We start from the raw sequence: 26,648 nt of genomic DNA on the forward strand, positions 1-26,648 counted from the left end.
AACCAGTCTAAAGACAATAATTAGAAAAAGCCGCCCAACTTTAGTTGAGCGGCTTTCACCATTCTATTTAGAATTGTATGTTGTTTACATAGCACCAGTGCTACCAATACCACCTGTACGAATGCCTGTAGCATCGTCATCGTTAGTGATAAGGTATTTAGAGAAAATACCTTGCGCTACGCGTTCACCTTTTTCAAGGGAAACTGTTTCTTTACCATAATTGAGTAAAGCGATCATGATATGACCTTCATTGTCCTCATTATTATAATAATCGCTGTCGATAATGCCTGTACTATTTACAAGTGCTAGATGGCGTTTAATGGCCATACTAGAACGAATGTGAATGGCAAGGTATTCATCGTATGCCATGAAAGCTTTAATACCTGTTGGCACTAATACTACTTGACCTGGTTCTAAAGTAACAGCTTCAGCGCATTCAATATCATAGCCTGCGCTTTCTGTTGTTTTACGTGTCGGTAAATTGATATCTTGTTCTTCAAAAGCAGAAACTACTTCAAAGCCACGAATATCCATATAACACCTCTTATTTTAAACAATCTTTACGGGACAAGTTGATACGGCCTTGTTTATCGATTTCGATAACTTTTACCATAATCTCATCGCCTACATTTACTACGTCTTCTACATTTTCAACGCGTTCTTTCGCAAGTTTGGAAATGTGTACAAGACCTTCTTTACCTGGTAATACTTCTACAAAAGCACCAAATGCCATCAAACGAGTTACTTTACCAAGGTATACTTCACCTACTTCAACCTCTTTAGTAAGGTTTTCAATGATTTGTTGTGCTTTAGCAGCACCATCTTGATCTACAGAAGCGATGAATACTGTGCCATCATCTTCGATGTCGATTTTTGCACCTGTTTCATCGATGATACCACGAATTACTTTACCGCCAGAACCAATTACATCACGAATCTTATCTGGATCAATTTTCATTGTAATAATACGTGGAGCGTATTGAGACATTTGTTGACGTGGTTCAGCAATTGTATCAAGCATGATACCCATGATATGCATACGGCCTTTATGAGCTTGTTCTAATGCTTCATGAAGGATTTCACGAGATAAGCCGGAAATTTTAATATCCATTTGAATTGCTGTTACACCTTTTGCTGTACCAGCCACTTTAAAGTCCATGTCACCAAGAGCATCTTCCATGCCTTGAATATCAGTTAAGATTGTGTAGTGTTCGCCTTGAGTTACGAGACCCATAGCGATACCAGCTACAGGAGCTTTAATAGGTACACCAGCATCCATCAAGGATAATGTGGAACCACATACAGATGCCATGGAGCTAGAACCATTGGATTCCAATACTTCAGATACTAAGCGCAATGCATATGGGAATTCTTCTTCACTAGGAATTACAGGTACCAATGCACGTTCAGCCAACGCACCATGACCAATTTCACGGCGACCAGGACCACGAGAGGAACGAGTTTCACCTACGGAGAAGGATGGGAAATTATAGTGGTGAATGTAACGTTTTTCTGTTTCTAAACCAATGCCATCAATTGTTTGAGTTTCAGACAATGGAGCTACAGTAGCAACGTTCAATACTTGAGTTTGACCACGAGTAAATAAGCCAGAACCATGTGTACGAGGTAATACACCTGTACGGCAAGAGATTGGACGAACTTCATCAAGTTTACGGCCATCTGGACGGATTTTTTCTACTGTAATCATATGACGCACGATTTCTTTTGTCATTGCGTCAAATGCTTTATTTACATCCGCCAAGTTATCTGGGTAGATTTCTTCAAAGTGAGCTAATACATCGGCACGTACTTCGCTTTCTTGCGCATCACGTTGTTGTTTATCTGCACAACGTACTGCTGCATCAAGTTTATCATGACCATACGCACGAACTGCATCAGCGATTTCAGCTGGCACGTCTTTGCTTTCAAATACGCGTTTTTCCTTGCCCACTTTTGCTTTCATATCTTCTTGGAAAGCTACGATTTTTTTGATTTCTTCATGAGCTGCCATGATGACTTCAAGAATAGTTTCTTCTGGAACCTCTTGAGCACCACCTTCAACCATGAGGATAGCATCTTTTGTACCAGCTACAACGATATTAAGATCTGTTGCTTCTAATTGTTCTTTTGTTGGGTTCACAACAAATTCACCGTTGATACGCCCCATACGAACGCCTGCAATAGGACCATTCCAAGGAATATCAGAAATGGATAAAGCAGCTGAAGCGCCAATCATACCACAGATTGCTGGATCGCAATCTTGATCAACGGACATAACAGTTGCCACTACGTGTACTTCATTACGTACACCTTTATCAAATAATGGACGAATAGGACGGTCAATCAAACGGCTATTCAAAATCGCAGATTCAGGTGGACGCGCTTCACGTTTAATGAAGCCACCTGGTAAACGACCAACAGCGTACATTTTTTCTTCATAGTCTACTGTAAGTGGGAAGAAATCGATATCCTTCGCCTCTTTAGAACCTGTAGCAGTAACGAGTACACGAGTATCACCGTAACCAACCATTACGGCACCGCCAGCTTGTTTTGCAAGTTCCCCAGTCTCGATCGTAAGCATACGACCAGCTAGGTCCATTTGGAATTGTTCCATTCCTATTCCTCCTAAAAATCTTCTTATATGTATACCTTCTTATTATATATCATCAAGAAAAAATAAGCTATTTTCAATTAATTATAGTATACGTTAGTTCATACTATTATGTTATACTCTAGTTGTTGCTAACTCCTATTCTGGCAACAGAAAGGAGGTGTTGTCGTGATTGAATATCTCATTTCCCTTATAATCTCTATCATAGGTGGTGTAACTTGCCATTACATCATCAAGTGGCTAGATAGTAGATTTAGATAGCAACTAGCACAATAAAAAAGGACAGAGTTGCCGCTCTGTCCTTTTTTTGTGTTGCCACAATTGAATATCGGCATTCGTTTCCCTTTGCCTAACGTTATTATAACATAGAGAAATAAAATAAAAAAGCCGTCCAATAGGACGGCTAATTTTATTATTTACGAAGACCAAGACGTTCGATAAGGGAACGGTAACGTTCGATATCTTTACGACGAAGATAGTCAAGCATGTTACGGCGTTGACCAACCAATTTCAACAAACCACGACGGGAATGATGGTCTTTTTTGTGTTCTTTCAAGTGATCTGTTAAGTATTGGATGCGGCTTGTTAAAATCGCAACTTGTACTTCTGGAGAACCAGTGTCACCTTCATGAGTAGCGTATTCTTTAATTACTGCTAATTTAGCTTCTGTAGTTAACATTAATGTTACCTCCTAAAAAATAAATAATCCCGATAAGCTTAAGTAACCGTTGGAGATTCGAATACTTCGCTTACGATATGTCTTACGACCTTATTTAGTATACAGTATCTACCTTATCTTGTAAAGAATAAATACAGTAAATAAATAAAAGAGGGCCACAGCCCTCTTCTATTATTTTGCACCAAGTACCATGCGGTCGCTCAATGCATTTTCTCCAGCTACTTCGAATTTTTGTAATAAATCGGCAACTGTTAATTTTTTCTTTTCGTCCCCTTTTACATCATAGATAATGCGACCAGCATCCATCATGATGAGGCGATTACCAAAGCGCAATGCATCGCGCATATTATGAGTAATCATAAGAGTTGTTAAGTTATGTTCTGATACAAGTTTATCTGTTAATTGCAAAACATTTTCTGCCGTCTTAGGGTCAAGGGCCGCTGTATGTTCGTCTAGCAATAAAAGCTCTGGACGAAGCATAGTTGCCATTAATAATGTAATAGATTGGCGTTGACCACCAGATAATAAGCCCATACGAGCAGACAAACGATCTTCAAGGCCTAAACCTAATAATGCAAGGCGTTCCTTAAAGAATGCTTGTTCACTATCTTTGAAAGCCCATTTAAGACCTAAGTTTTTACCACGGCGCATAGCAAGAATCAAGTTTTCCTCTATTTGCATATTACCTGCCGTACCAACCATAGGATCTTGGAATACACGACCAATGTATTTAGCACGTTTGTATTCTGGCATTTTTGTGACATCAATATCATTGATTGTAATGGAGCCTTCATCTACTGGAAATACACCAGCAATGGAGTTTAGCAACGTACTTTTACCAGCACCATTACCACCGATTACAGTACAGAAATCGCCTTCTTCTAATCGAAGATCAATACCTTGAAGAGCAGTTTTTTCATTGATTGTGCCCTTAAAGAAGGTTTTTACCATATTTTTTACTTCTAACATAGTGTCCCCCTCCTTAGCGAGCCAACCATTTTGCTTTCAATGTAGGCAAGGAAAGCGCGATGGCAACAAGAATAGCAGTGAATAATTTCAAATCGTTTGGTGGCATACCCATATAAAGTACAGCTGCAATAACGATACGATATACGATAGAACCAAGTACTACAGCAATGAGGCTACGTACGAAGGATTTTGTACCAAATACTACCTCACCGATAATTACGGAAGCCAAACCAATTACGATAGTACCAATACCCATACCTACGTCGGCAAAGCCTTGGAATTGACCAATCAATGCACCAGACATACCAACAAAACCGTTGGAAATCAAAAGACCTAGAACGATCATGTTGTCAGTATTTACACCTTGAGCACGAATCATTTGAGGGTTAACACCTGTTGCACGTAATGCTGTACCAATTTCTGTACCAAAGAACCAGAATAATAGTAAGCATACTACAACAGCTACGATAACACCTACGATAGCTGCAGACCACATATTTGCTGTGTGGAGTACACTACCGATAATTGAATAAATGGTATCCATACGAAGCAAGGATACGTTAGCTTTCCCCATAATATGAAGATTAATGGAATATAAAGCAATCATTGTTAAGATACCAGCTAACAATGCAGGAATCTTCAATTTTGTATGAATCCAACCTGTTACAGCACCTGCGGCCATACCGCCAATGCCGGCAATCAAGATAGATAGGATTGGGTTCATACCACTTGTAATTAAAATTGCAGAAATGGCTGCCCCCATTGGGAACGTACCTTCTACGGTTAAGTCAGCCACATCTAATACACGGAAGGTAATGAAAACACCAACCGCTAACAAAGACCATAAAAGGCCTGTTGTTATGGTGCCTACCACTAAATCTAACATCAAAATCTCCTCTATTGTTTCATATCTTTACGAAGTGCTTCAGGAATTGTGATACCTAATTTTTTAGCACGTTCTTCGTTAACAGTTAACTTAATATCTTTTTGTGTTTCAATGGCTAAATCAGAAATTTTAGCTTCACCAGAAAGCACTTTTGCAGCCATTAAACCAGTTTGATAACCTAATTTATAGTAGTCCACAGAATATGTTGCCACACCACCAGTCATTGTCATACCTTCATCAGCAGCAAATACTGGAATTTTAGCAGCATCAGTAATTTGAGCTAAGTTAGCCATAGCAGATGCCAATACATTATCAGTTGGTGTATAAATTGCTTGTACATCTTGGTTTACAAGATTTGTAGCCGCTTGTTGGATATCATTTACATTAGAAACAGTTGCTTCTACAACAGTGATACCTTTAGTAGCTGCATAAGCTTTCATTTTTTCAACTTGAAGTTGGGAGTTGATTTCAGAAGATGTGTAAATAGCACCAATACGTTTTACATTTGGTACTAATGCAATAATAAGGTCAACCTCTTTTTCTACAGGTGTCATATCAGATGTACCAGATACATTACCACCTGGATGTTCGTTAGATTGAACGAGTTTCGCTGTAACGTAGTCTGTAATAGCAGTACCCATGATAGGAATATCATGAGAAGCATTTGCCATAGTTTGTGCTGCTGGCGTTGCAATGGCTAATACTAAATCTTTTTTATCAGATACAAAGCGTTGAGCAATACTATTCAAATTGGATTGGTCAGCTTGAGCATTTTGTTGGTCTAATTTGATGTTTTCCCCATCTTTATAACCTTTAGATGCAAGGCCATCAACAAAGCCTTTGTTAGCAGCATCAAGGGATGGATGTTCTACCAATTGAATAACGCCGATTTTCTTTTGATCATTAGTTGCTGTGTTGGAACCGCAACCAGCTACCATTGCCATAATAGAGATAGCACTAAGTGCTACTGCAATACCTTTTTTCCAGTTCATATGTAACTCCTTACCAGTTGTGTATTAAATCATAGTTGCTTTGTTCATCAATTCTTCTGGTAATGTGATGCCCAATTTTTGTAATTTATCTTTACTTACAACTAATTTAAATTCTTTTTGCATTTCAATAGGCATATCTTCAACTTTAGCTTCACCAGTTAAAATTTTAGCTGCCATTAAACCTGTTTGGTATCCAAGTTTGTAGTAATCTACGGACAAGGACATTACGGCACCACCTTTTACGTGGTTATCTTCACCGCCAAATACAGGGATTTTTGCTGGATCGGTAATCGCTACAAGATTGCTCATCGCAGAAGCTACTACATTATCTGTTGGCACATAAATTGCGTCTACACGTTGAGATACAAGATTTTGTGCTGCTTGTTGAATATCGTTTACATTGGAAACGGTAACCTCTTCAACCTTAATACCTTTTGTAGCTGCGTAAGCTTTCATTTTCTCAACTTGAATTTGAGAGTTTACTTCACTAGAGCTATAAATTGTGCCGATAGTTTTTGCATTCGGCAATACTTGTAAAATTAAATCAACTTGTTGTTCTACTGGATTCATATCGGATGTACCAGACACGTTACCACCAGGTTTTTCATTAGATTTAACAAGTTTAGCCGCTTCGTAATCAGTGATAGCAGTACCCAAGATTGGAATATCATGAGTTGCATTCGCCATAGATTGCGCTGCCGGTGTTGCAATCGCTAAGATTAAGTTTTTGCGATCAGATACAAAACGCTGTGCAATGCTGTTCAAATTAGATTGATCTGCTTGTGCATTTTGTTGGTCAAAGGTGATTTTATCAGCTAAGCCCTTTTCTTTTAGAGCATCAACAAAACCTTTGTTTGCTGCATCAAGTGCAGGATGTTCTACCAGTTGTACTACGCCAACCTTGTATTCACCATTCGAAGTTGTTCCATTGGAGCCACAGCCTGTAAATGCCATTAATGCTGCCGCCGTGAGCGCTAGGGCAATACCTTTTTTTAAATTCATGGGGATTTCCTTCCTATCTGCAATGACTATAATACATCTATTATAAACAAATTTCTTTACTACATCAATGTAGCAGATTAAAGTATTTTACATTTGTCCATTTATAGGACACATAAAAATATGAAATCCTCTTATTTTTCAAGAGATGCTAACATATCTTCTGTTAGCTCATTGGCCGCTAAAATATAGTCTTTAAGGGTCCCTTTATCAAGAGCTACCTTCATAACGGGCACTTCAAATGGATCGAGGATGACACACATTAAAATTTCACCCGTTACATAATAACCAACCACAGCCTCCCCTTCTTCAGGATCTAATGTTTCACGTTTTACCGTTACACAGTAAGGCTTCATAACTTGTGCTGCAGCTTCTGCTACCTCTTCACGATTAGCAATATACTCTTCTGCCTTTGTTTCAGGAATATCAAAGATATCGACCTTTACAGTCTTAACCTCTGTAGCCTCTCCCTTCGCTGCCTCTATGGCTGCGCCTAAATCTGTTTGATTCATATATACCTCACATAGAATGGACTTTCACCAATGGTGAAAGCCCCATAATTTTAGATTGATTCATCAGCTGCATTTAAGAACGCAACATAGCATTGTTTAGCCTCGTAAATATCTGCCTTGGATGTAACCTCCCATGGAGCATGCATACTAAGCACAGCCACGCCACAGTCGATAACATTCATACCGTATAATGCCATGATATAAGCAATGGTACCACCACCGCCGAGATCAACCTTACCAAGCTCTGCAGTTTGGTATGTTACATTATTAGATTCCATAACACGACGAATAAAGCCCATGTATTCAGCATTGGCATCATTAGAGCCAGCTTTACCGCGAGAGCCAGTAAATTTATTGAATACTACCCCCATACCAAGGTAAGAAGCATTTTTCTTTTCATACGCAGACGCATATAGCGGATCATAGCCAGCGCTAACATCGGAAGATAACATACGAGAATTTTCCAATGTGCGTCGTACACTTACAGAATTAGGTTTACCCATAAGTGTGAGAACTTCTGCTACTGCATTTTCAAAGAAACGAGATTGCATACCAGTGGCGCCTACAGAACCAATTTCTTCTTTATCTACAAGCAAGCAACAAGTAGTACGTTTAACATTGTCTACTTCAAGCATAGCCACTAAAGATGTGTACGCGCATACGCGATCGTCTTGACCATAGGCCATAACCATGGAACGATCAAAGCCCATATCACGCGCCTTACCTGCTGGTACAATTTCGAGCTCTGCAGATAATAAATCACGTTCTACAAAGCCATATTCTTTTTCAAGCAGGTTGTTAATAAATTTAGTAACCCCTTCTTTTTCTTCATCTTTTACAGGACGACTGCCTATGAGTAAATCAAGAGCTTCCCCTTCAATTACCTTAGCTGCATTCTTTTGCATTTGCTCTTGTCCCAAATGCGGTAACAAATCTGTAATGCAGAATACAGGATCATTTTCGTTATCCCCAATATTGATGTTGATACGAGTACCATCTGTTTTTACTACAACGCCATGAATAGCAAGAGGCATAGCAACCCAATGGTATTTTTTAATGCCTCCATAGTAATGAGTATCCCAAAATACAAGATTGCTATCTTCATATTGTGGGTTTTGTTTTACATCGATACGTGGAGAGTCAATATGAGCACCTAAGATATTCATACCCAATTCAATATCATCAGTACCAATATTAAATAAAGCAATGGATTTATCCATATGTGTGTAATAAAGCTTGTCTCCTGCTTTAATTGGCGTATTGGATTTAATAATATCTTTTAAATTTACATATCCTTTTGCTTCTGCAAATTCAACGGCCTGCACTACGCATTCCCGTTCTGTTTTACCATTATCTAAAAATTGACGATATGTATCACTTAAGGCATATACCTTTTCCATAGTGGCATCGTCGTAATTATGCCATGCATATTTGCGTTCCATAATCTATCCTTTCTAAATGCTCACAAGCTAATAATTAAAAAACTATAGATGTGAACAGGAATTAATAAAATTATTTTTGGCGGTCCTTTTCAAGTTCCGCCCGGCGAAATTCCAAATATTTTCGCTCTTTCTCTCGATTAATTTCAGACTTCTGAGTATATAGAGAACGAATTTCGTCCGTACAATGCGTTAATACCTTTGTAACGTAGAATTTAGTACTGCCGGACTTAATCGTATATTTTCCAACTTTAAGTTGCACTGCAAAATCGCCATGTTTAGGACAAACGCCTATAGCGAGATGCTTATCACCTTGCAATCGTTCTGGCCGCGTCATTTCCAAGCGGGTCTGACAATACGGGCAGAATGATAATCGAACCCTTCTATCATGAACAATGCGCTTCTTTTCAGGAAAGTTCTCATACATAAAGAACGTTAAAATTGGTGGATATAAGAAAGGATTACTGCTTTCCTTTCGAATTAGATCATAATGTAAAATACCTTGTTGTATATCTAGCTTTTGACATATATGAGCCGTAAATACAGCATCATGTAATGCATTATGAGCAGATAAATGCTCCGTAGATATATTTAGGTCCTCCATGGCATGAGCCACAGAATACTGTTGACTCGTACCATATCGCTGATAAGCATAAATCATCTGTGCATCTACCCATTGATCATAAGATAAAGCTTTCATCCTATGAAGCATTAGATTTTCACGCAATATGAGAATGTCATCAGACCCCCAAGATAACAACATATACTCATCACCACACCAGTTTTGAAAGTGCTGCATAGCCGTCTTAAAGGGCACACCATGATCGAGTTCTCGTGATGTAATACCTGTCAATTCACGGACATGTTTATGCATCCGTGGCAGGTATTGTGGTTTGATGAACATTGTAAAATGATCTACAATGTCCATCTTTTCATTCAGTTTTACCGCTCCGATTTGAATGATTTCCCCTGTTAGTGGCATTTTTGTGCGCTTCATAAAGCTAATGTCATTGCTATAGGGTTGATTCCACTCTAAATCAAATACAATATAGTTCATATGTTTATTTCGATTCTGAAAGCAACGTTTCCGCTGCTTTAATAACCTGCTCTTCAGAAATTACGGACAAGCCTTTATAATTTCCTTCTTTAATAATCTTTTTCATGCTTTTACCAACCTCATAGGAGTCCATCGTTTCCAGAACGATAGCATGAGCTTGATATGGACCATAAAAGAATGGATTTGATGGACCGTAAAGCGCCACAATTGGCACCTTTTGGCTGATGGCCACATGCATAGGACCAGAGTCATTTGTAATCAATAGATTACAGCGGCTCATTGCCGCTGCCAACGGTCCTAACTGGAATTTTCCGGTAGCCACAATCGGTTTCGTTTCCATTTGTTCTACTACAGGTTGCACCATTTCGAGATCCATAGGGCCGCCAAAGAATACTGTTTTATACCCTAAATGACCCAAATAATCAGCTACATGGGCAAATCGTTCAGCAGGCCAGCGTTTCTCAGGAACAGCACTACCAATATTAAAACCGATGAGCGTATCACTATCTGTTAAACCATGACTAGCATAGAACTCCTGAGCCTCACGGCGCCATGCCTCACAAGTTTCAATATGTAAACCAGAGTTAGAAATATCCGTTACACCTAATTGTTCTAGTACATTGATGTACATATCTGCAGCGTGGCGAGTTTTACGGTCTAGACGGGTATACTTTGTCATAAACGGTCTAAATAAAAAATGACTCATACCAGTCGTAATGGGCGCATGAATCTTCCAGGCTAAATAGGAAGTACGTTCATTAGGATGTAAATTGATAACGATATCAGGTTTACCCTTTGCATTAATCTCTCGAGCTATCTCATTGAGCCCAGAAATACTATTATGACGCCCCTTTTTATCTACAACGATAAGTTCATCAATATTTGGATTATATTGCATCACTTGTTGCAGTTTTTCATCTATTACATATGTAATATGACTATGTGGAGCCGCTTTACGTAGCACCTCTAAGAATGGAGTCGTTAAAATAACATCACCTAAGTGCATGAGAAAGGTGACCACAATGCGTTTATAATCAAGTTCCATTATAGTTCCTTTCCAATTACTTGCTCATATACAGACCACACAGCATCTACAGGAATTTGAGCCATACAATCGGGATCATCTACTAATGGCTGTTCAGGTGTAGCCTTTGATGTAGGTGAAATAATAAGATGTACATGACTCCCTCCATATGGACCAGTTCGTTTTGGAGATGTGGTTCCAAATAATGCAATCAAAGGCCGCTTCAGAGCATTAGCAATATGCAAAGGGCCCGTATCAGCACTGATGAAAATTTCACAGTGTCGAATCAACTCAATTAGCTCTGGCATAGATGTAGACCCCACTAGGTTGATGAGATTCTTATTTTTCACATAGTTTTCTATGAAAGCTCCTTTTTCTGCATCATCTGGAGCACCAGCAATAACTACTTTTTTACCTGATTCACATAAGCGGATACATAGCTCACCAAAGTTAAGAAGTGGCCATTCCTTAACAATCCAGCGAGCACCTGGTACAACTACTACATATTCATCTTCTACACCATGAGATTGTAACTTATGCTTAACGGACTTCTCCGCCTCCACATAAGCAGGCATAGGAAACTCTACGCCTTCTACATCGCCTCCAAGAGCACGTACGGTATCGAGGTATCGTTCGATAACATGATCGTATTTATGTTCACCAACAAGTGCTTTATTAACTAAATTACTGCCTTCACGAAGTTCCCAGTAGCCATATTTTTCAGGCGCACCAGATAATAATGATACAATGGCGCTCTTTGCAATACATTGAAGGTCTAAAGTCATATCAAAATGACGGCTATGTAAATCCTTACGTAACTGCCATAGATAAGCAGGCTTTTTAAGTTGTTTCTTGTCGATAATGATTACATCATCTACCCATGGTTTACCAGGTAGGAGACTCTCAAATTGTTCATGAATTGCCCATGTAATATGCGCATTAGGCCAATTTTTACGCACTGCATACAAGGTAGGCAATGCATGAATTACATCACCTAAAGAACTCATCTTAATGATGAGTATATTCTTGTAATCTTTCATATAGCCTCCCAAAATACAACACCACAACTAAAAAGCCTCATAACACCGTTGAATCTGATTTACTCTAAAGTAAGCGTAAAATAAATAATGAGCTAAATAATAGTCTTAATAAAATCTAACAAATTTGTACCTGTAAATAGATAGCCTTTTACACCAGCCGCTTCTGCTGCATCAACATCGCGCTGACTATCGCCAATAAGGAAACTACTTTTAGGGTCTACATCATAATCCTTAATAGCCTGATTAATCATACCAGGCTTTGGCTTTCTACATTCACAATCAACGGCATAAAGAGCTACAGAGCCTTCTTTATGGTGAGGGCAATAATAAAAATGTAAAATTGGTGCCCCACTACGATCTAGTTCATGAGCCATGTGATCATGTAAAATCTGAACATCAGATTCCTTATAATAACCTCTAGCTACACCACTTTGATTGGTCACTACAATGAGATCATAGCCCTTGCTATACGCATAAGCCAGTGCTTCTTTAGCTCCATCTACCCATTCTAAATCGCTGATTTTATATAGATAGCTAACATCTTTGTTGATAACACCATCGCGATCTAAAAATAATACTTTGCGCATTAACGTAAGTACCCTTCGTTATTATCGAGTAATTCACAATATTCTTTAACAGCATCTTCCATTTTATGGAACCCTTTATCATAACCAGCAGCCAACAATTTAGTAGTATCAGCCTCTGTAAAGCTTTGGTATTTGCCTTTTAATACCTCTGGGAATGGAATATATTCAATTTTGCCTTTACCGTTATAGTCAATAACAGCTTGCATAAATTGGTTGAAGCTATGGGCATTACCTGTACCGCAGTTGAAAGTACCAGAAATTTCAGGATGTTCCCAGAAATAGAAGTTTACATTAACTACATCTTTAACATAAATAAAGTCACGTGTTTGACCACCATCTTCGTAGCCATCTGTACCTTCAAATAGATTGATAATACCAGTTTCTTTATTTTTGTAGAACATTTGACGAACTAATGAAGCCATTTTATCTTTATGAGCCTCATTAGGACCATATACATTGAAGTAACGTAAACCTACAACTTGCGCTGTATACTCACCTTCATATTTACGTACATAGCGATCAAATAACAATTTAGAGTACGCATATGGATTAAGTGCTTCTTCGGCTTCTGGTTTTTCTACGAAACCATTAGTACCATTGCCATAAGTAGATGCAGAGGATGCATAGATGAATGGAATACGACGGTCTTGGCAATAATGGAATAGATTTTTAGAACCTTCATAGTTGTTCTTCATCATATATTTGCCGTTATATTCCATTGTGTCCGCACAAGCACCTTCATGAAATACTACTTCGATAGGACCTACATCAAATGTACCATCAGCAATAGCACAATCAAAATCATCACAATCGATATAATCCAAGAATTCTAAATTTTGAATATTTCGGATTTTACGACCATCTGTAAGATCATCAACAATAAGAATATCTGTACGACCACGGTCATTTAATGCTTTTACAATATTACTACCGATAAAACCAGCACCGCCTGTTACGATAATCATAATTTACCCTCCTTAGCCATAGTAGCTATTTTCCCTACAATATCTGATGTAGAGTAACCTTCTTTAAATGAAAGTACCTCTACATGATCTACGGACTCACGTCCAACAATATCTTCTATTTTATAATCGCCGCCCTTAACTAGCGTATTAGGACGTAAATAAGCTAATAGTTCAGCTGGTGTATCCTCTTCGAATAAAACCACACCATCGATACAACGCAACGCACTTAATAATGCTGCGCGATCTTCTTCACTTACGATGGGACGTGTTTCGCCCTTTAGACGTCTAACAGAAGCATCGGAATTCAAACCAATAATTAGATGGTCACCTAATTGAGCTGCCTCTTGTAAGTACGTAATATGTCCACGATGAAGAATGTCAAAGCAACCATTTGTAAACACAACAGTTTCACCCTTGTTTTGCCATTGTGTAATAAGCTGTTTCATCTCTTCTTTTGTGTATAAAGGCTTCGATTGAACACTATGCTTATAAGAATGCCATAAATCCAATAGTTCAGATCGGTGGATTGGATATGTGCCCACCTTAGATACGACAATGCCAGCAGCACCATTTGCGATATGTAACGCCAAACGCATAGATAGACCGCTAGCAAGGCATGTCATCATCATAGATACAACCGTATCACCTGCACCACTTACATCGAATACCTCTTGTTGTGTAGCCGGATTATGCCATGTGCGTCCATCCTTTGCAATAACAGTAATCCCTTTTGCTGACCGTGTAGCTACAATATATTCTAAATCAACATTAGCCAGTACTGACTTAGCTGCTTCTACGATGGTGGCATCATCATTAGCTAACTTATGACCTACACATTCACCTAGTTCTTTTACATTCGGTGTAATACAGGTGGCACCATTATATTTAGACCAGTCTGAACCTTTAGGATCAACAATGGTTTGTACACCATACGCCTTAGCTAAACTAAAGATTTTTTTAAGCAATGTTGGTGTACAAACGCCTTTGCCATAGTCAGATACAACAATACCATCGATACCAGCCTTACAAAGATTTTCTAGCCAAGCAGACAGTCGTTTCTCTTCCTCACTTGTTAAATCTGTAATCGTTTCAAAATCAAGGCGCATCATCTGTTGTCGATCGCCTAGAATACGCATTTTAGTAATGGTAGAACGATTATCACTCGTTAATAAACCTGTTGTATCAATCTTATCAGCCTTTAGCAATTGTTGTAATAAACGACCATGGTCATCATTACCAGCAATAGCACCAAGATATACTGTGCAATCTAAATTTGATAAGTTTGACGCAACATTACCAGCGCCACCAAGCACTTCTTTCATCTTTGCCACGCGGTTTACAGGAACCGGTGCTTCCGGAGAAATACGACTTACATCACCAAAAACATAACGATCTACCATCACATCACCTATAACGGCAATCTTTAGATTGGGTAGTTGTTTTGTCAAAAATTGATTAATGGTAGCATTTATCATAATCCACCTATTCCTTACCACAATATACATGTATAACGAGTTATCTAAAAAACCGGGTTTCAAACATGTATCTATTTATAAATATGACCGTAACGGTTAATAATCTTCTTCAATGATTTCGCACATTATATGACCTGCTAGAATATGCATTTCTTGAATACGAGCTGTCACATTGCTCGGAATAGCTAATGTAATATCACATAATTCAGCTAGTTTTCCACCGCCTTCACCTGTGAAAGCTATGGTGTGCATGCCGATAGAACGGGCCATTTCTGCAGCTTTTACAACATTCTTGGAGTTCCCAGATGTAGAAATCCCAATGAGAACGTCACCTGTACGGCCTAAGCCCTCTACTTGACGTGCAAAAACAGATTCAAAATCATAGTCATTTGCAATAGCTGTTAATGCAGATGTATCAGTAGTCAATGCAATACCTGCAAGAGAGCGTCGTTCCTTTTTAAAGCGACAAATCAATTCAGCTGCTAAATGTTGAGAATCAGCAGCAGAACCACCATTTCCACAGAACAAAATTTTATTACCATTCTCTAAAGCCGCCTTACAGCGATATGCAATCTCTTGAATGGTATCCATATGCTCCATTGTCTTGCCAAAGACTTCCAAATGCTCGGTAAAACGATCTGCAATGATTGGATTTAAATCAGTCATTATAAAATCTCCTTTAACAGTCTATCTGCATTTTTCCAGAATAATTTTTCACATTGTTCCACAGATAAACCAGCTTCTTTAAATGCATCGTATAATCGATACATTTCAGAAGTGTCTTTAATTTCTGTATCCGGCTTAATACCATCAAAATCGGTTCCTAATGCCACTACATCCTCCCCGCCTTTATTGATGAGATATAAGCCATGCTTTACGATATCTTCAATTCGACTTATCGGTGATGTGCCTAAAAAAGATTGGGCAAAGTTAAGGCCTATAACACCACCCTTATTAGCAATAAGCTTAATCAAATTATCTGGTAGATTTCTAGTATGGGCTGTAACTTCACGTGCATTGGAGTGTGATGCTACAAATGGTACATCCAAAATATCTCCTAATTGCTCAGTACCAGCATCATTTAGATGGGAACAATCGACGATTATCCCTAAATCTTGCATAGCCTCTACAAATTCAACGCCTTTCGGTGTTAATTTTTTATGCTGCTCACCACAATGTGGCTCACCCAGTCCATTTGGATAATTCCAGGTAAGCGTAATAAGTCGAACTCCATCTTGATAAGCTTGTTTAAGTTTATCTAAGTCACCACCTAGTACGCCGCCCTCTTCAATAGACATGAGAGCTCCAATCTTGCCAGTCTCATATACAGACTCTACATCTTGATAAGAGAGCACATGTTGTATGTGCTCTCCATAGTGATGAATTTGTGATGTACATAAATTACGCATCGCTTCATAACGACCATAAGGGTCATTTGTATTACCAAGATTGATAAATAATGCAAAATCCTGCACCTTGCTGTGAGCCTTTTGTAATTTTTCTATATCGATTTTCCAAGTATTACGATACAAATCTCCATTACTAGGATAATCTATTAACTTCATAATCGTATCGCAGTGTAAATCTATCATAAAGCCTCACATATACTATTAGTAATTAACTACGTTTTGGTTTTTTAGCATCTAGTTTTTTTAATGCTTTCAGTTCTTCCATAAAGCTATCAATATTATCAAACTTACGATATACGCTAGCAAAGCGAACGTATGCAACTTGGTCGATATCTTTTAATTGTTGCAATACAAGTTCACCTATACGATCAGTAGTTACTTCTTGGTTGATTTCATTACGAATATCGCGCTCTACATCATTCACTACTTGTTCCATCACAGACATAGGCACTGTACGTTTATCACAAGAACGCAATAAACCATTTAATAATTTACCGCGATCAAATAATTCACGACGTCCGTTTTTCTTTAATACCATAAGTGGTACTTCTTCTATAATTTCATAGGTAGTAAAGCGACGGCCACAATTGATACATTCGCGGCGACGGCGAATACTATTACCTTCATCAGTCGTTCTAGAGTCTGTTACCTTCGTGTCTGTGTGTTGGCAATAAGGACATCTCATCTGTTACTACTCCTTTTTTAATAATCACTCTAAAATAGTGCATAATACGCCCATTTTCTCTACTATATATAGTACCATGAAAGCCTTTAAAATACAAAGAATCCCTAGGATTTCCTAGGGATTCTTCCATTATTCTAGAGCATTTTATGTTATGAAATACTTTAGAAATAATATTTTTAATTTTATCTACTATTCTAACTATCGTTTAGGAGCATCTTCAACGCGAAGCAAGCAGTCGCCAGATTCGATGCGGCTACCTTCACGAACTAAGATTTCTTCTACGATACCATCGATAGGAGCAGTAATTGTAGTTTCCATCTTCATCGCTTCTGTAACGATCAATGGCTCACCTTTAGCTACAGATTGACCATTTTTAACGAGAATCTTAACAACGGAACCAGACAATGTAGCACCAATTTCACCAGGGTTAGATTCATCCGCTTTACGACGAACAACGCCAGTAGTCTTAGCATGTTTATCATGAACTTTAATACCACGAGGTTGACCATTGAACTCGAACAATACGATACGGTTACCATCTTCATCTGGTTCAGATAAGCCGTTCATTTTGATGATAAGTGTTTTACCTTTTTCGATAGTTACTTGAATTTCTTCGCCCCGTTTCATACCGAAGAAGAATGTTGGAGTATCAAGTACAGATACATTACCAAAGTCTTTTTTAAATTTATTGTAATCTTGGTAAACCTTAGGGTACAAGCAGTATGCACTGATATCTTCATCAGTTGTTTGAGCACCCATTTCACTCAATTCATTGCGAACATGTTCAAAGTCTGTTGGAGGCAATACTGCACCTGGACGAACTGTGATTGGTTTTGCACCTTTCAAGATAATTTTTTGTAACTCTTCAGGGAAACCTTGGTATGGAGTGCCAAGACGACCTTCAAAGAATTCAACTACGGATTGAGGGAAGTCTAATACATCGCCTTTTTCGTAAATATCTTTTTCAGTCAAGTTATTTTGTACCATGTACAATGTCATATCACCTACAACTTTAGAGGATGGCGTTACTTTGATGATATCACCAAACATCATGTTTACTTGGTGGTACATTTTCTTAATATCAGCCCAACGATCACCAAGGCCTACCATCTTAGCTTGTTGTTGCAAGTTGGAATATTGACCACCTGGCATTTCATGTTGATATACTTCAGTGTTAGGATATGCTTCTGCTTTATCTACGCCTTTGTAGTAAGGACGAATGCTGCCAAAGTAATGCGACATTTCTTCCATGTAATCAATGTTCATTTCAGGTTGACGGTCATGTCCACTCAATGCATAGTACATGGAGTTCATGCTAGGTTGAGATGTACCATTAGCAAATGCAGAGTATGCTAAGTCGATAACGTCTACACCAGCATCTACAGCGCGACCATAGGAATAGATAGCATTGCCAGAACCTTCATGTGTATGTAAATGAATCGGTACAGTAACAGCATCTTTTAAGGCAGATACAAGATTATAAGCAGCTTGAGGTTTCAATAAACCAGCCATATCTTTGATAGCAATAATATTAGCACCCGCTTTTTCAAGCTCTTTAGCCATATTTACATAGTAGTCTAAATTGTATTTAGGACGGTTGCTATCAAGAATATCTCCTGTATAGCACAATGCTACTTCAGCAATTTTGTTTTGTGCACGAACTTCATCAATAGCTACATGCATATTATCAAGGCTATTTAAGCTATCGAATACACGGAATACATCAATACCATTAGCAGCAGCACGTTGGATAAATTGACGAACTACATTATCTGGATAAGATGTGTAACCTACAGCATTAGCGCCACGAATAAGCATTTGAAGTAATGTATTAGGCACTTCGCGACGGAACATACGTAAGCGTTCCCATGGATCTTCATGTAAGAAACGATAGGATACGTCGAATGTAGCACCGCCCCAACATTCCAAGGAGAATAAGTTAGGAACACCTTTTGCAGCACGACCAGCTACGCGTGCCATATCAATGGTACGTAAACGTGTAGCAAATAAGGATTGGTGAGCATCACGCCATGTTGTATCTGTAAAGAATACTTGTTTTTGATCAGATAACCATTTACTGAAGCCTTCTGGTCCTAATTCATCAAATTTTTGTTTTGTACCAGCTGCTGGAGATACATCTAAATCAGATGGCATTTGAATTGGTTCAAAATCAGGTACCACTTGAGGACCTGCACCAGAGTAGCCATTAATTGTTACGTCAGCAATGTAACGTAATAATTTAGTACCACGATCGCGGTCTGGTTTTAATTCAAACAATTCTGGATGGTCTTCAATGAAGTTAACAGTGTAGTTACCGCTTTGGAATTCAGGATTTTCAAGAACGTTAATCAAGAAGTGAATATTAGTTTTAACGCCACGAATACGGAATTCTTTTAAACAACGAAGCATTTTACGAATAGTTTCTTCGTTGTTAGGACCGAATGCAGTCGCTTTTACAAGCAAGGAATCATAGTAAGGTGTTACTACGGCACCTGTGAAAGCATTACCAGAGTCTAAGCGGATACCAAAGCCACCGGAGCTACGATATGCCAAGATTTTACCTGTATCAGGCATGAAGTTATTTTTAGGGTCTTCTGTAGTGATACGACATTGGATTGCAGTACCTTTACAAGGAACTTCATCTTGTGCTGGAATACCTACTTCTGGGCTATGTAAGTCATAACCTTCAGCAATACGGATTTGAGAATGAACGATATCAATATCTGTAATCATTTCTGTTACAGTATGTTCTACTTGGATACGAGGGTTAACTTCGATGAAATAGAAGGAGCCATCAGCAGTTACCAAGAATTCTACAGTACCCGCATTAACGTAGCCAACATTTTTCATGATTTTTACAGCTGCATCACATACGGCTTTACGAGTTTCCAATGGCAATGCAAAAGCTGGAGCCATTTCAACAACCTTTTGGTGACGACGTTGTACAGAGCAATCACGTTCATGTAAATGAACTACATTACCATGTTCATCACCTAAGATTTGTACTTCAATATGTTTAGGTTCAACAATAAGTTTTTCTACATATACATCATCATCGCCAAAGGCAGCTTTCGCTTCAGATTTAGCACGATCATATGCATCACGAAGATCTTCTTTACGATGAACCTCACGCATACCACGGCCGCCGCCGCCATTTACGGCTTTGATCATCAATGGGAAACCATGAGTATTTGCAAATTCTTCTAATTGTTCAAAATCACGCAATGCCCCATCAGAACCTGGAATCATTGGGATATCTGCCAATTTAGCTTGTGCACGAGCATTAACCTTATCGCCGAACATATTTAAATGTTCTACATGAGGTCCGATAAAGATGATACCTTCTTCACCGCAACGACGAGCGAACTCTTCGTTTTCAGACAAGAAACCATAACCTGGATGGATAGCATCAATATCATGTTCTTTTGCAATACGGATAATATCTTCAATATCAAGATATGCTTCAACAGGTTTTTTACCTTCCCCTACGAGATAGGCTTCGTCAGCTTGGTTACGGTGCAAGGATAATGTATCCTCTTTGGAGTAAATGGCTACAGTTTTAATGCCCATTTCATTACATGCACGGAACACGCGGATTGCGATCTCACCACGGTTGGCAACCAATACGGATTTAATTTTTCTCATGTATTGCCTCCTACTAGCTTCCACTAATGTGAACTATCAGCTTTCATTTTTATTAATATATGAATATTTCCTATACTTATAGTCAAAATAATATATTTGGATAGCTCATCATTTTTTATGATGAGCATTATATTCATAATTACATATCACTATTATACAATATTTTCCACATATTTAAAGGATTATATTAATTACGAAATCATAAAATACATTAGTTGCTGTACATGACAAAAACTCATATGTCTTTTATCGATGTACATCGAACTAGTTCTATATACTATATAATTAATCACCTAAGAAATGATCCATTAATCGGTTGAGTTGTTCTTGGTCATTGGCCCCCATTAACTCACGTGCAGAATGCATCGCTAATAACGGTAAGCCCACATCCATTGTTCTCATCGGTAACATAGCAGATGAAATAGACCCAACTGTAGATCCACCAGGTATATCAGAACGATTTACATAAATTTGATACTCTGCACCTGCTTCTTCACAAAGTCCCTTAACTATAGCAATTGCTCGTGCATCGCCAGCATAGGATTGACTACATGCTATTTTAAGAGCCACCCCTTTATTAAGGGTAGGAATATTAGTGATATCATTTTTCTCAGGATAATTTGGATGCAAACCATGTGCTACATCGGAGGAAATCATAAATCCTTTTGAAATGAAACTATCCATCTCTTGATTAGAATATCCTAATGCATCATATACTCGTTTAATAAGATTTGGTAAAAGCATCCCTGCTCCGCCCTGTTTAGTACGACTCCCTACCTCTTCATTATCAAAGAGAATAGCACAACGTACACCATCAGCATTAGCCTTACGAGCCTGAATAATCCCTGATAGTACACCAAAGCAAGATGTTAAATTATCTAGACGAGGCGCACTAATAAAATCGCCTTCAGTCCCTAATACACAGCCTTGTTCTGTTGGGTATAATGTCATTTCATAAGATAAAATTTCAGATGGATCACAGTTGACTTCATCAGCCAAGAACGTAGTCCACGCATCGTATTGAATATCAGATTCTGGGAATAAGCTTGGATTGTTCCGATCATTTAAAGATTTACTAGAATTCTCCTTTTCCTTACGATCCATCATCAATATAGGAAGCATTTCCTTTTGACGATTTAATTTAACACCATCATTAACGGAACGATTCATATGTATAGCTAAGTTTGGAACGATTGCGATAGGACGTTTTGTATCAACCAATACAGAGTCTACATCAAAAGCATTATCACCTTTTAATACCACAGTACCCGCAGCCCCTAAAGGACGATCAAGCCATGTATTTTCAATGAGGCCACCGTACATTTCCACATTTAACTTGGTATAACCTTTTACTGATGTAATAGGATTTGGTTTAACCCGAATTGCAGGAAAATCCGTATGTGCGGAGGCAATACGTAATGTGTGTTCTGGTTTCTTTCCTATATGAAAGGCAAACAAAGTAGTACCAAACACATTAACTACATAAGAACCAGAGTCTAATTGCCACTCATCATCTAAATTAAGTTCTGTGAAACCTGAATCCAATAACATTTGTAAACTTGTATCTACTGTATGATACGGAGATGTACATGCACCAATATATTTCAATAACTGTTCATTATCAAATTTCATAGATTCCTCCTATGTAAAATAATGATGCTATTCGTATATAAACAATGAATAGTTCATTTGCGTATAATTTTACAACATATACATTAATAATATATTAACTGCTCTTATTTTATCACAAAAAAGCCGCCCCAAAGGGGACGGCTTTTCGTATGTTTTGTAACCACACTATAATCAAACTATGACATATATAGTTTTTAATGTATTACAAGTATATAAAATTCTGGATATCTGGTCTTACCACATACCGATTGCTTTCATCCATATGGAACCAAGGCCCATAAAGATAATTAAGTTGATTACGGATGCGAAGAAACCTAGTTTCCACCATGTATTTTGAGGAACATAACCAGTATTGAAGATTACAGGAGATGGACCTGCAGCATAGTGAGTCAAAGACATACACAAGTTAGATGTGAATGCAATCATCAACAATGTCAACATTGGTGGTGCACCTGCAGAGATAGCAATTGCAGAGAATGCTACGAACATTGCAGAAATATGTGCAGTTAAAGATGCGAATACATAGTGGGAATATGTATTAATAAGTACAGCTATAACGAAGGCAATAATCCAAGATCCTTCTGGAATATAACCGCCTACAAGTACTGTTGCCCATTTGATGAAGCCCAATTTGGACAAGAAACCGGCAAAGCCCATTAATGTACCCATCCAAACTAATGTATCCCAAGCACCTTTTTCACTTTTAACATCGTCCCATACAAGAACACTTGTAGCAAGCAAAATAGAAATACCTAAGAATGCAACAGTTGTAGCATCAATTTTAGTAAATTGAGAAGTAGCCCATAAAACTAAAGCCAAAACAAATACGCCTAGCATAACCCATTCTTGGAAGGACATTTTACCAAGGCCTTTTAACTCTTCTTTAATCATTTGTTGTGCTTCGCGAGCATCTGTGATTTCAGGTGGATATACTTTGTAAATGAAGTACGGCATAATAAGCAATGCAATGATACCAGGCACGATGGCAGCCATAGCCCAATCACCCCATGTGATACCGATACCAAAGGATTGAAGTGCTAAAGCAGCAACCAAGGTATTACCAGCCATGGATGTTTGGAACATAGCAGATGTAATTGTATTAACTTGATAAATAGATTGCATCAAGAAGGAACCAATTTTACGAGGACCATCTTGAGGTTCAGAACCGAACGCTTTTGCCAAGCTTGTAGTAATTGGCATGATAACACCACCTACACGAGCTGTATTAGATGGAGTTGCTGGAGCCAAAATTAAATCAGATAATGCTAATGCATAAGCCAAACGTAAGGAGCTACTACCAAAAGCAGCAATCAAATTATAAGCAATACGTTTCCCCAAACCAGTTTTAATAAAGCCACGAGAGAATAAGAACGCACCTACGATTAACCAAATAGCAGAGTTAGCAAAACCAGAGATAGCTTCGCCGATTTTCAAAGTACCAGTCAAAGCCGCCACAGTAATTACAATGATAGATACGCCACCAATCGGTAATGGCTGAGTAATAAAGCCTACGATAGTAGCAACAAAGATGGCGAATAAATGCCAAGATTGAGGTGTTAAACCCTCAGGCGTTGGAATAAACCATAGGCCTATACCAAAGACCGCTGGAATAATCCAATTTAACAGTTTTTTCATACACATACCTCCTACATAGGAAAAAACTAAAATATATAACTGCTGAAATACCAAGGCATCGCAAGGTGACTATAAAACACACACTAAGCCCCCTATCCTACGGTGTCTTCAGTATATATCAGTAGTATTTGAAATTAGAAATATATTTATATCTTCTTATGATAAATATATTATATTACAACATAAAAAGAAATGAGAAAAAGCTGTGCATCACTAGGTATGCACAGCTTTCATTAACATATAAATCCTATTCTGGTAAAGATACGTTTTCTAAATTTGTTTTCTCAATAGCTTCAATATCACCTTTATCGCAAAGATTTGCAATAGTTGGATCAATTGGCAAACGATTCAACAATAATAGACCGTATTTTTGAAGGATTTCTTCAATGTGGCTTTCACCAAAGATTTGGTAATCCTTACCGTTATCTGGGCAATGGAAGTAAGAGTAGTTTTCCACTACACCAATAATAGGCACTTGCATTAAATCAGCCATTTTTACTGCTTTTTCAACAATCATGGATACCAAGTCTTGAGGAGATGTAACAATGATGATACCATCCAATTTCAAGGATTGGTAAACTGTAATCGCTACGTCACCTGTTCCTGGTGGCATATCAACGAATAAATAATCGATGTCTTTCCAAATAACATCTGTATAGAATTGTTTTACAACATTGCCTAAAATAGGACCACGCCATAAAACTGGATCTGTATCGTTTTCTAAAAGAAGGTTAACAGACATAACGTCAATACCACCTTTGGATTTTACAGGATACATACCAATTTCGTCAGCATATGCTTTTTCCTTGATGCCAAACATTTTAGGAATGGAAGGACCTGTAATATCCGCATCGAGGATACCTACTTTGTAACCTTTACGCGCCATAGTAATAGCCATTAAGCTTGTAACGGAGGATTTACCTACGCCACCTTTACCAGATACTACGCCGATTACATGTTTAACAGAACTAAGCTCGTGTAATGGAGCTGTAAGATCTTGAGGTTGTTGAGGAGCGCCGCCACCGCAACCAGAGGATTGAGATGGGCATCCGCCACAATCACTGCTGCTACCGCAACCCATAGTAAACACCTACTTTCTTTGAGGAACTACCTCACATCTATATGTAAAACCTTTTGTTTATATGGTAAATACAATGTATCTACTGTTACATTGTATCATGTCATATCAAACTTTATCAATATATTACTCACCACAGAATTCTTTAGTTAAAGCTCCAAGAATTTCCATGCCTTTTGTAATTTCTTCTACTGTTGGTACTGTATAGCTCAAACGGAATGCATGTCCTTCCCCTGCTCCATCAGCTGCAAAGGCACCACACTTAATAATCCCTATATTTCTGTCCATACATGCTTCGAAGAATTCATCACAATTTACATCCTCAGGCATCGTCATCCATGCGAACATACCACCAGTAGGCTGTGTTAACTTAACCTTAGAGCTTGCATACTTGTTAAAAGCATTTAACAAGGCATCACATTTTGTTTTATAAACTTTACGTACATTTTCCAAATGTGCGTCGTAATCGATTGTATCGAGCACTTTAGCTACCACTTTTTGCGTAACTAATGGCATTTGCCCTGCTGTATTATTTTTTAATGCTTGAATAGCTTCAATAACTTTAGCTGGGCCAAATAAGAAACCTACACGCAAACCAGCAGATAATGTCTTTGAATACGAACCTGCATAGAGAACACGATTTTCGGTATCAAAAGATTTAAATGTTGGAATGTATTCACCAGCAAAACGAATTTCACCATATGGATCATCTTCATAGATGAATAAATCATATTTAGAGGCAATAGCGTAAATTTCTTTACGGCGTTCCAATGGCATTGTAATACCTGTAGGATTTTGGAAATTCGGAATGAGATAAATATATTTACCCTTACCAGACTGAGCGGCTTTTTCTAATTCACTAGGAATCATGCCGTACTCATCAGTCTTAATACCTAATGCTTTACCGCCCATGTTGCGTACAGAATTGATAGCACTTGTGAAAGTAAATTCATCCATGTATACTTCGTCGCCAGGTTCCAATACAGTAATTGGCACAAGACCTAATAATTGACCTGCACCATTAGAAATAATAAGGCCTTGTCCTTCTGGATTCATCTTATGTGCTTTTACAAGACGATCTAATGTCAATTCTGCTAAACGTGCATCACCTTGCATTGGGCCATATTGTAATAAACTCATGGGATTAGAGTGAACCACTTCATCGAATGCCTTTTCAATGATTTCCACAGGAATCGCTTCTGGCGCTGGATTGCCAATACCAAAGCTGATAAAACCTTCTACGCCAACACCACGTTCAAATACTTCGCGAATAAAATTTGGACCTTTTAAAGTGACACGTTCAGGAAGAGAAAAGCTCATACTATCGCC

At 38.2% G+C, this 26,648-nt stretch carries 23 protein-coding genes; all 23 read right to left on the minus strand.

What is annotated here, in order from left to right:
- Window positions 1-84 precede the first annotated feature (84 nt).
- Window positions 85-534, minus strand: a complete 450-nt coding sequence (dut, locus tag VEIT17_RS05345) for a dUTP diphosphatase (protein ID WP_024066377.1) — start codon at window positions 532-534, stop codon at window positions 85-87.
- 10 nt (window positions 535-544) lie between these two features.
- The gene (locus VEIT17_RS05350; protein ID WP_178885111.1) at window positions 545-2,614 is read right to left on the minus strand and encodes a polyribonucleotide nucleotidyltransferase; all 2,070 of its coding nucleotides are present in this window, start codon (window positions 2,612-2,614) and stop codon (window positions 545-547) included.
- 409 nt (window positions 2,615-3,023) lie between these two features.
- Window positions 3,024-3,290 (minus strand): 30S ribosomal protein S15, encoded by a 267-nt coding sequence (gene rpsO / locus VEIT17_RS05355; RefSeq protein WP_005386879.1) that lies wholly within the window; start codon window positions 3,288-3,290, stop codon window positions 3,024-3,026.
- 171 nt (window positions 3,291-3,461) lie between these two features.
- Window positions 3,462-4,259, minus strand: coding sequence for an ABC transporter ATP-binding protein (locus tag VEIT17_RS05360; protein WP_178885113.1), 798 nt, complete (start codon window positions 4,257-4,259; stop codon window positions 3,462-3,464).
- Window positions 4,260-4,272: 13 nt separating this feature from the next.
- Window positions 4,273-5,145, minus strand: coding sequence for an ABC transporter permease (locus VEIT17_RS05365; protein ID WP_178885115.1), 873 nt, complete (start codon window positions 5,143-5,145; stop codon window positions 4,273-4,275).
- 11 nt (window positions 5,146-5,156) lie between these two features.
- Entirely contained in the window at window positions 5,157-6,137 is a 981-nt protein-coding gene (locus tag VEIT17_RS05370; RefSeq protein WP_178885117.1) for an ABC transporter substrate-binding protein, read from the minus strand.
- Between the two features lie 24 nt (window positions 6,138-6,161).
- Entirely contained in the window at window positions 6,162-7,139 is a 978-nt protein-coding gene (locus VEIT17_RS05375; RefSeq protein WP_178885118.1) for an ABC transporter substrate-binding protein, read from the minus strand.
- Window positions 7,140-7,270: 131 nt separating this feature from the next.
- A complete protein-coding gene (locus VEIT17_RS05380) occupies window positions 7,271-7,648 on the minus strand; it encodes a hypothetical protein (RefSeq protein WP_178885119.1) in 378 nt (125 codons plus the stop codon).
- Window positions 7,649-7,698: 50 nt separating this feature from the next.
- Window positions 7,699-9,090, minus strand: a complete 1,392-nt coding sequence (locus tag VEIT17_RS05385; RefSeq protein WP_178885121.1) for an aminopeptidase — start codon at window positions 9,088-9,090, stop codon at window positions 7,699-7,701.
- 70 nt (window positions 9,091-9,160) lie between these two features.
- A complete protein-coding gene (locus VEIT17_RS05390) occupies window positions 9,161-10,144 on the minus strand; it encodes a 3'-5' exonuclease (RefSeq protein ID WP_060924698.1) in 984 nt (327 codons plus the stop codon).
- Between the two features lie 4 nt (window positions 10,145-10,148).
- A complete protein-coding gene (locus tag VEIT17_RS05395; protein WP_105094261.1) occupies window positions 10,149-11,189 on the minus strand; it encodes a glycosyltransferase family 9 protein in 1,041 nt (346 codons plus the stop codon).
- On the minus strand, window positions 11,189-12,208 hold the full coding sequence (locus tag VEIT17_RS05400) for a glycosyltransferase family 9 protein (protein ID WP_024066227.1): 1,020 nt from the start codon (window positions 12,206-12,208) through the stop codon (window positions 11,189-11,191). Before VEIT17_RS05400 ends, VEIT17_RS05395 begins: the two co-directional genes overlap by 1 nt.
- A gap of 92 nt (window positions 12,209-12,300) precedes the next feature.
- The gene (locus VEIT17_RS05405) at window positions 12,301-12,795 is read right to left on the minus strand and encodes a D-glycero-alpha-D-manno-heptose-1,7-bisphosphate 7-phosphatase (protein ID WP_178885123.1); all 495 of its coding nucleotides are present in this window, start codon (window positions 12,793-12,795) and stop codon (window positions 12,301-12,303) included.
- Window positions 12,795-13,760 carry an ADP-glyceromanno-heptose 6-epimerase gene (gene rfaD / locus VEIT17_RS05410; RefSeq protein WP_005386892.1) on the minus strand — a complete coding sequence of 322 codons (966 nt, stop codon included), beginning with the start codon at window positions 13,758-13,760 and terminating at the stop codon, window positions 12,795-12,797. Before rfaD ends, VEIT17_RS05405 begins: the two co-directional genes overlap by 1 nt.
- A complete protein-coding gene (rfaE1, locus tag VEIT17_RS05415; protein ID WP_178885125.1) occupies window positions 13,757-15,235 on the minus strand; it encodes a D-glycero-beta-D-manno-heptose-7-phosphate kinase in 1,479 nt (492 codons plus the stop codon). Before rfaE1 ends, rfaD begins: the two co-directional genes overlap by 4 nt.
- Before the next feature lie 96 nt (window positions 15,236-15,331).
- Window positions 15,332-15,901: a D-sedoheptulose 7-phosphate isomerase gene (gmhA, locus tag VEIT17_RS05420; RefSeq protein ID WP_060924703.1), complete on the minus strand. Its 570-nt coding sequence runs from the start codon at window positions 15,899-15,901 to the stop codon at window positions 15,332-15,334.
- Window positions 15,901-16,827 (minus strand): dipeptidase, encoded by a 927-nt coding sequence (locus VEIT17_RS05425; protein ID WP_178885127.1) that lies wholly within the window; start codon window positions 16,825-16,827, stop codon window positions 15,901-15,903. Before VEIT17_RS05425 ends, gmhA begins: the two co-directional genes overlap by 1 nt.
- 25 nt (window positions 16,828-16,852) lie before the next feature.
- Window positions 16,853-17,329: a transcriptional regulator NrdR gene (nrdR, locus tag VEIT17_RS05430; protein WP_105081086.1), complete on the minus strand. Its 477-nt coding sequence runs from the start codon at window positions 17,327-17,329 to the stop codon at window positions 16,853-16,855.
- Between the two features lie 198 nt (window positions 17,330-17,527).
- Window positions 17,528-20,974 carry a pyruvate carboxylase gene (locus tag VEIT17_RS05435; RefSeq protein WP_105094255.1) on the minus strand — a complete coding sequence of 1,149 codons (3,447 nt, stop codon included), beginning with the start codon at window positions 20,972-20,974 and terminating at the stop codon, window positions 17,528-17,530.
- 285 nt (window positions 20,975-21,259) lie between these two features.
- Complete coding sequence (locus VEIT17_RS05440; protein WP_178885129.1) at window positions 21,260-22,606, minus strand: M18 family aminopeptidase; 1,347 nt, start codon at window positions 22,604-22,606, stop codon at window positions 21,260-21,262.
- Between the two features lie 234 nt (window positions 22,607-22,840).
- Entirely contained in the window at window positions 22,841-24,241 is a 1,401-nt protein-coding gene (locus VEIT17_RS05445) for an anion permease (protein WP_178885131.1), read from the minus strand.
- Between the two features lie 247 nt (window positions 24,242-24,488).
- Window positions 24,489-25,322: an Mrp/NBP35 family ATP-binding protein gene (locus VEIT17_RS05450; RefSeq protein WP_178885133.1), complete on the minus strand. Its 834-nt coding sequence runs from the start codon at window positions 25,320-25,322 to the stop codon at window positions 24,489-24,491.
- Between the two features lie 123 nt (window positions 25,323-25,445).
- Window positions 25,446-26,639, minus strand: coding sequence for an aminotransferase-like domain-containing protein (locus VEIT17_RS05455; RefSeq protein WP_178885135.1), 1,194 nt, complete (start codon window positions 26,637-26,639; stop codon window positions 25,446-25,448).
- Window positions 26,640-26,648 lie beyond the last annotated feature (9 nt).

Origin of the sequence: Veillonella nakazawae, assembly GCF_013393365.1 — a bacterium.
Lineage (GTDB): Bacteria > Bacillota > Negativicutes > Veillonellales > Veillonellaceae > Veillonella > Veillonella nakazawae.

Excerpts from the sequence above, each read along its gene's own strand:
- dut (WP_024066377.1), bottom strand. The coding sequence starts at position 534 with ATGGATATTCGTGGCTTTGAAGTAGTTTCTGCTTTTGAAGAACAAGAT.
- VEIT17_RS05350 (WP_178885111.1), bottom strand. The coding sequence starts at position 2,614 with ATGGAACAATTCCAAATGGACCTAGCTGGTCGTATGCTTACGATCGAG.
- rpsO (WP_005386879.1), bottom strand. The coding sequence starts at position 3,290 with ATGTTAACTACAGAAGCTAAATTAGCAGTAATTAAAGAATACGCTACT.
- VEIT17_RS05360 (WP_178885113.1), bottom strand. The coding sequence starts at position 4,259 with ATGTTAGAAGTAAAAAATATGGTAAAAACCTTCTTTAAGGGCACAATC.
- VEIT17_RS05365 (WP_178885115.1), bottom strand. The coding sequence starts at position 5,145 with ATGTTAGATTTAGTGGTAGGCACCATAACAACAGGCCTTTTATGGTCT.
- VEIT17_RS05370 (WP_178885117.1), bottom strand. The coding sequence starts at position 6,137 with ATGAACTGGAAAAAAGGTATTGCAGTAGCACTTAGTGCTATCTCTATT.
- VEIT17_RS05375 (WP_178885118.1), bottom strand. The coding sequence starts at position 7,139 with ATGAATTTAAAAAAAGGTATTGCCCTAGCGCTCACGGCGGCAGCATTA.
- VEIT17_RS05380 (WP_178885119.1), bottom strand. The coding sequence starts at position 7,648 with ATGAATCAAACAGATTTAGGCGCAGCCATAGAGGCAGCGAAGGGAGAG.
- VEIT17_RS05385 (WP_178885121.1), bottom strand. The coding sequence starts at position 9,090 with ATGGAACGCAAATATGCATGGCATAATTACGACGATGCCACTATGGAA.
- VEIT17_RS05390 (WP_060924698.1), bottom strand. The coding sequence starts at position 10,144 with ATGAACTATATTGTATTTGATTTAGAGTGGAATCAACCCTATAGCAAT.
- VEIT17_RS05395 (WP_105094261.1), bottom strand. The coding sequence starts at position 11,189 with ATGGAACTTGATTATAAACGCATTGTGGTCACCTTTCTCATGCACTTA.
- VEIT17_RS05400 (WP_024066227.1), bottom strand. The coding sequence starts at position 12,208 with ATGAAAGATTACAAGAATATACTCATCATTAAGATGAGTTCTTTAGGT.
- VEIT17_RS05405 (WP_178885123.1), bottom strand. The coding sequence starts at position 12,795 with ATGCGCAAAGTATTATTTTTAGATCGCGATGGTGTTATCAACAAAGAT.
- rfaD (WP_005386892.1), bottom strand. The coding sequence starts at position 13,760 with ATGATTATCGTAACAGGCGGTGCTGGTTTTATCGGTAGTAATATTGTA.
- rfaE1 (WP_178885125.1), bottom strand. The coding sequence starts at position 15,235 with ATGATAAATGCTACCATTAATCAATTTTTGACAAAACAACTACCCAAT.
- gmhA (WP_060924703.1), bottom strand. The coding sequence starts at position 15,901 with ATGACTGATTTAAATCCAATCATTGCAGATCGTTTTACCGAGCATTTG.
- VEIT17_RS05425 (WP_178885127.1), bottom strand. The coding sequence starts at position 16,827 with ATGATAGATTTACACTGCGATACGATTATGAAGTTAATAGATTATCCT.
- nrdR (WP_105081086.1), bottom strand. The coding sequence starts at position 17,329 with ATGAGATGTCCTTATTGCCAACACACAGACACGAAGGTAACAGACTCT.
- VEIT17_RS05435 (WP_105094255.1), bottom strand. The coding sequence starts at position 20,974 with ATGAGAAAAATTAAATCCGTATTGGTTGCCAACCGTGGTGAGATCGCA.
- VEIT17_RS05440 (WP_178885129.1), bottom strand. The coding sequence starts at position 22,606 with ATGAAATTTGATAATGAACAGTTATTGAAATATATTGGTGCATGTACA.
- VEIT17_RS05445 (WP_178885131.1), bottom strand. The coding sequence starts at position 24,241 with ATGAAAAAACTGTTAAATTGGATTATTCCAGCGGTCTTTGGTATAGGC.
- VEIT17_RS05450 (WP_178885133.1), bottom strand. The coding sequence starts at position 25,322 with ATGGGTTGCGGTAGCAGCAGTGATTGTGGCGGATGCCCATCTCAATCC.
- VEIT17_RS05455 (WP_178885135.1), bottom strand. The coding sequence starts at position 26,639 with ATGAGCTTTTCTCTTCCTGAACGTGTCACTTTAAAAGGTCCAAATTTT.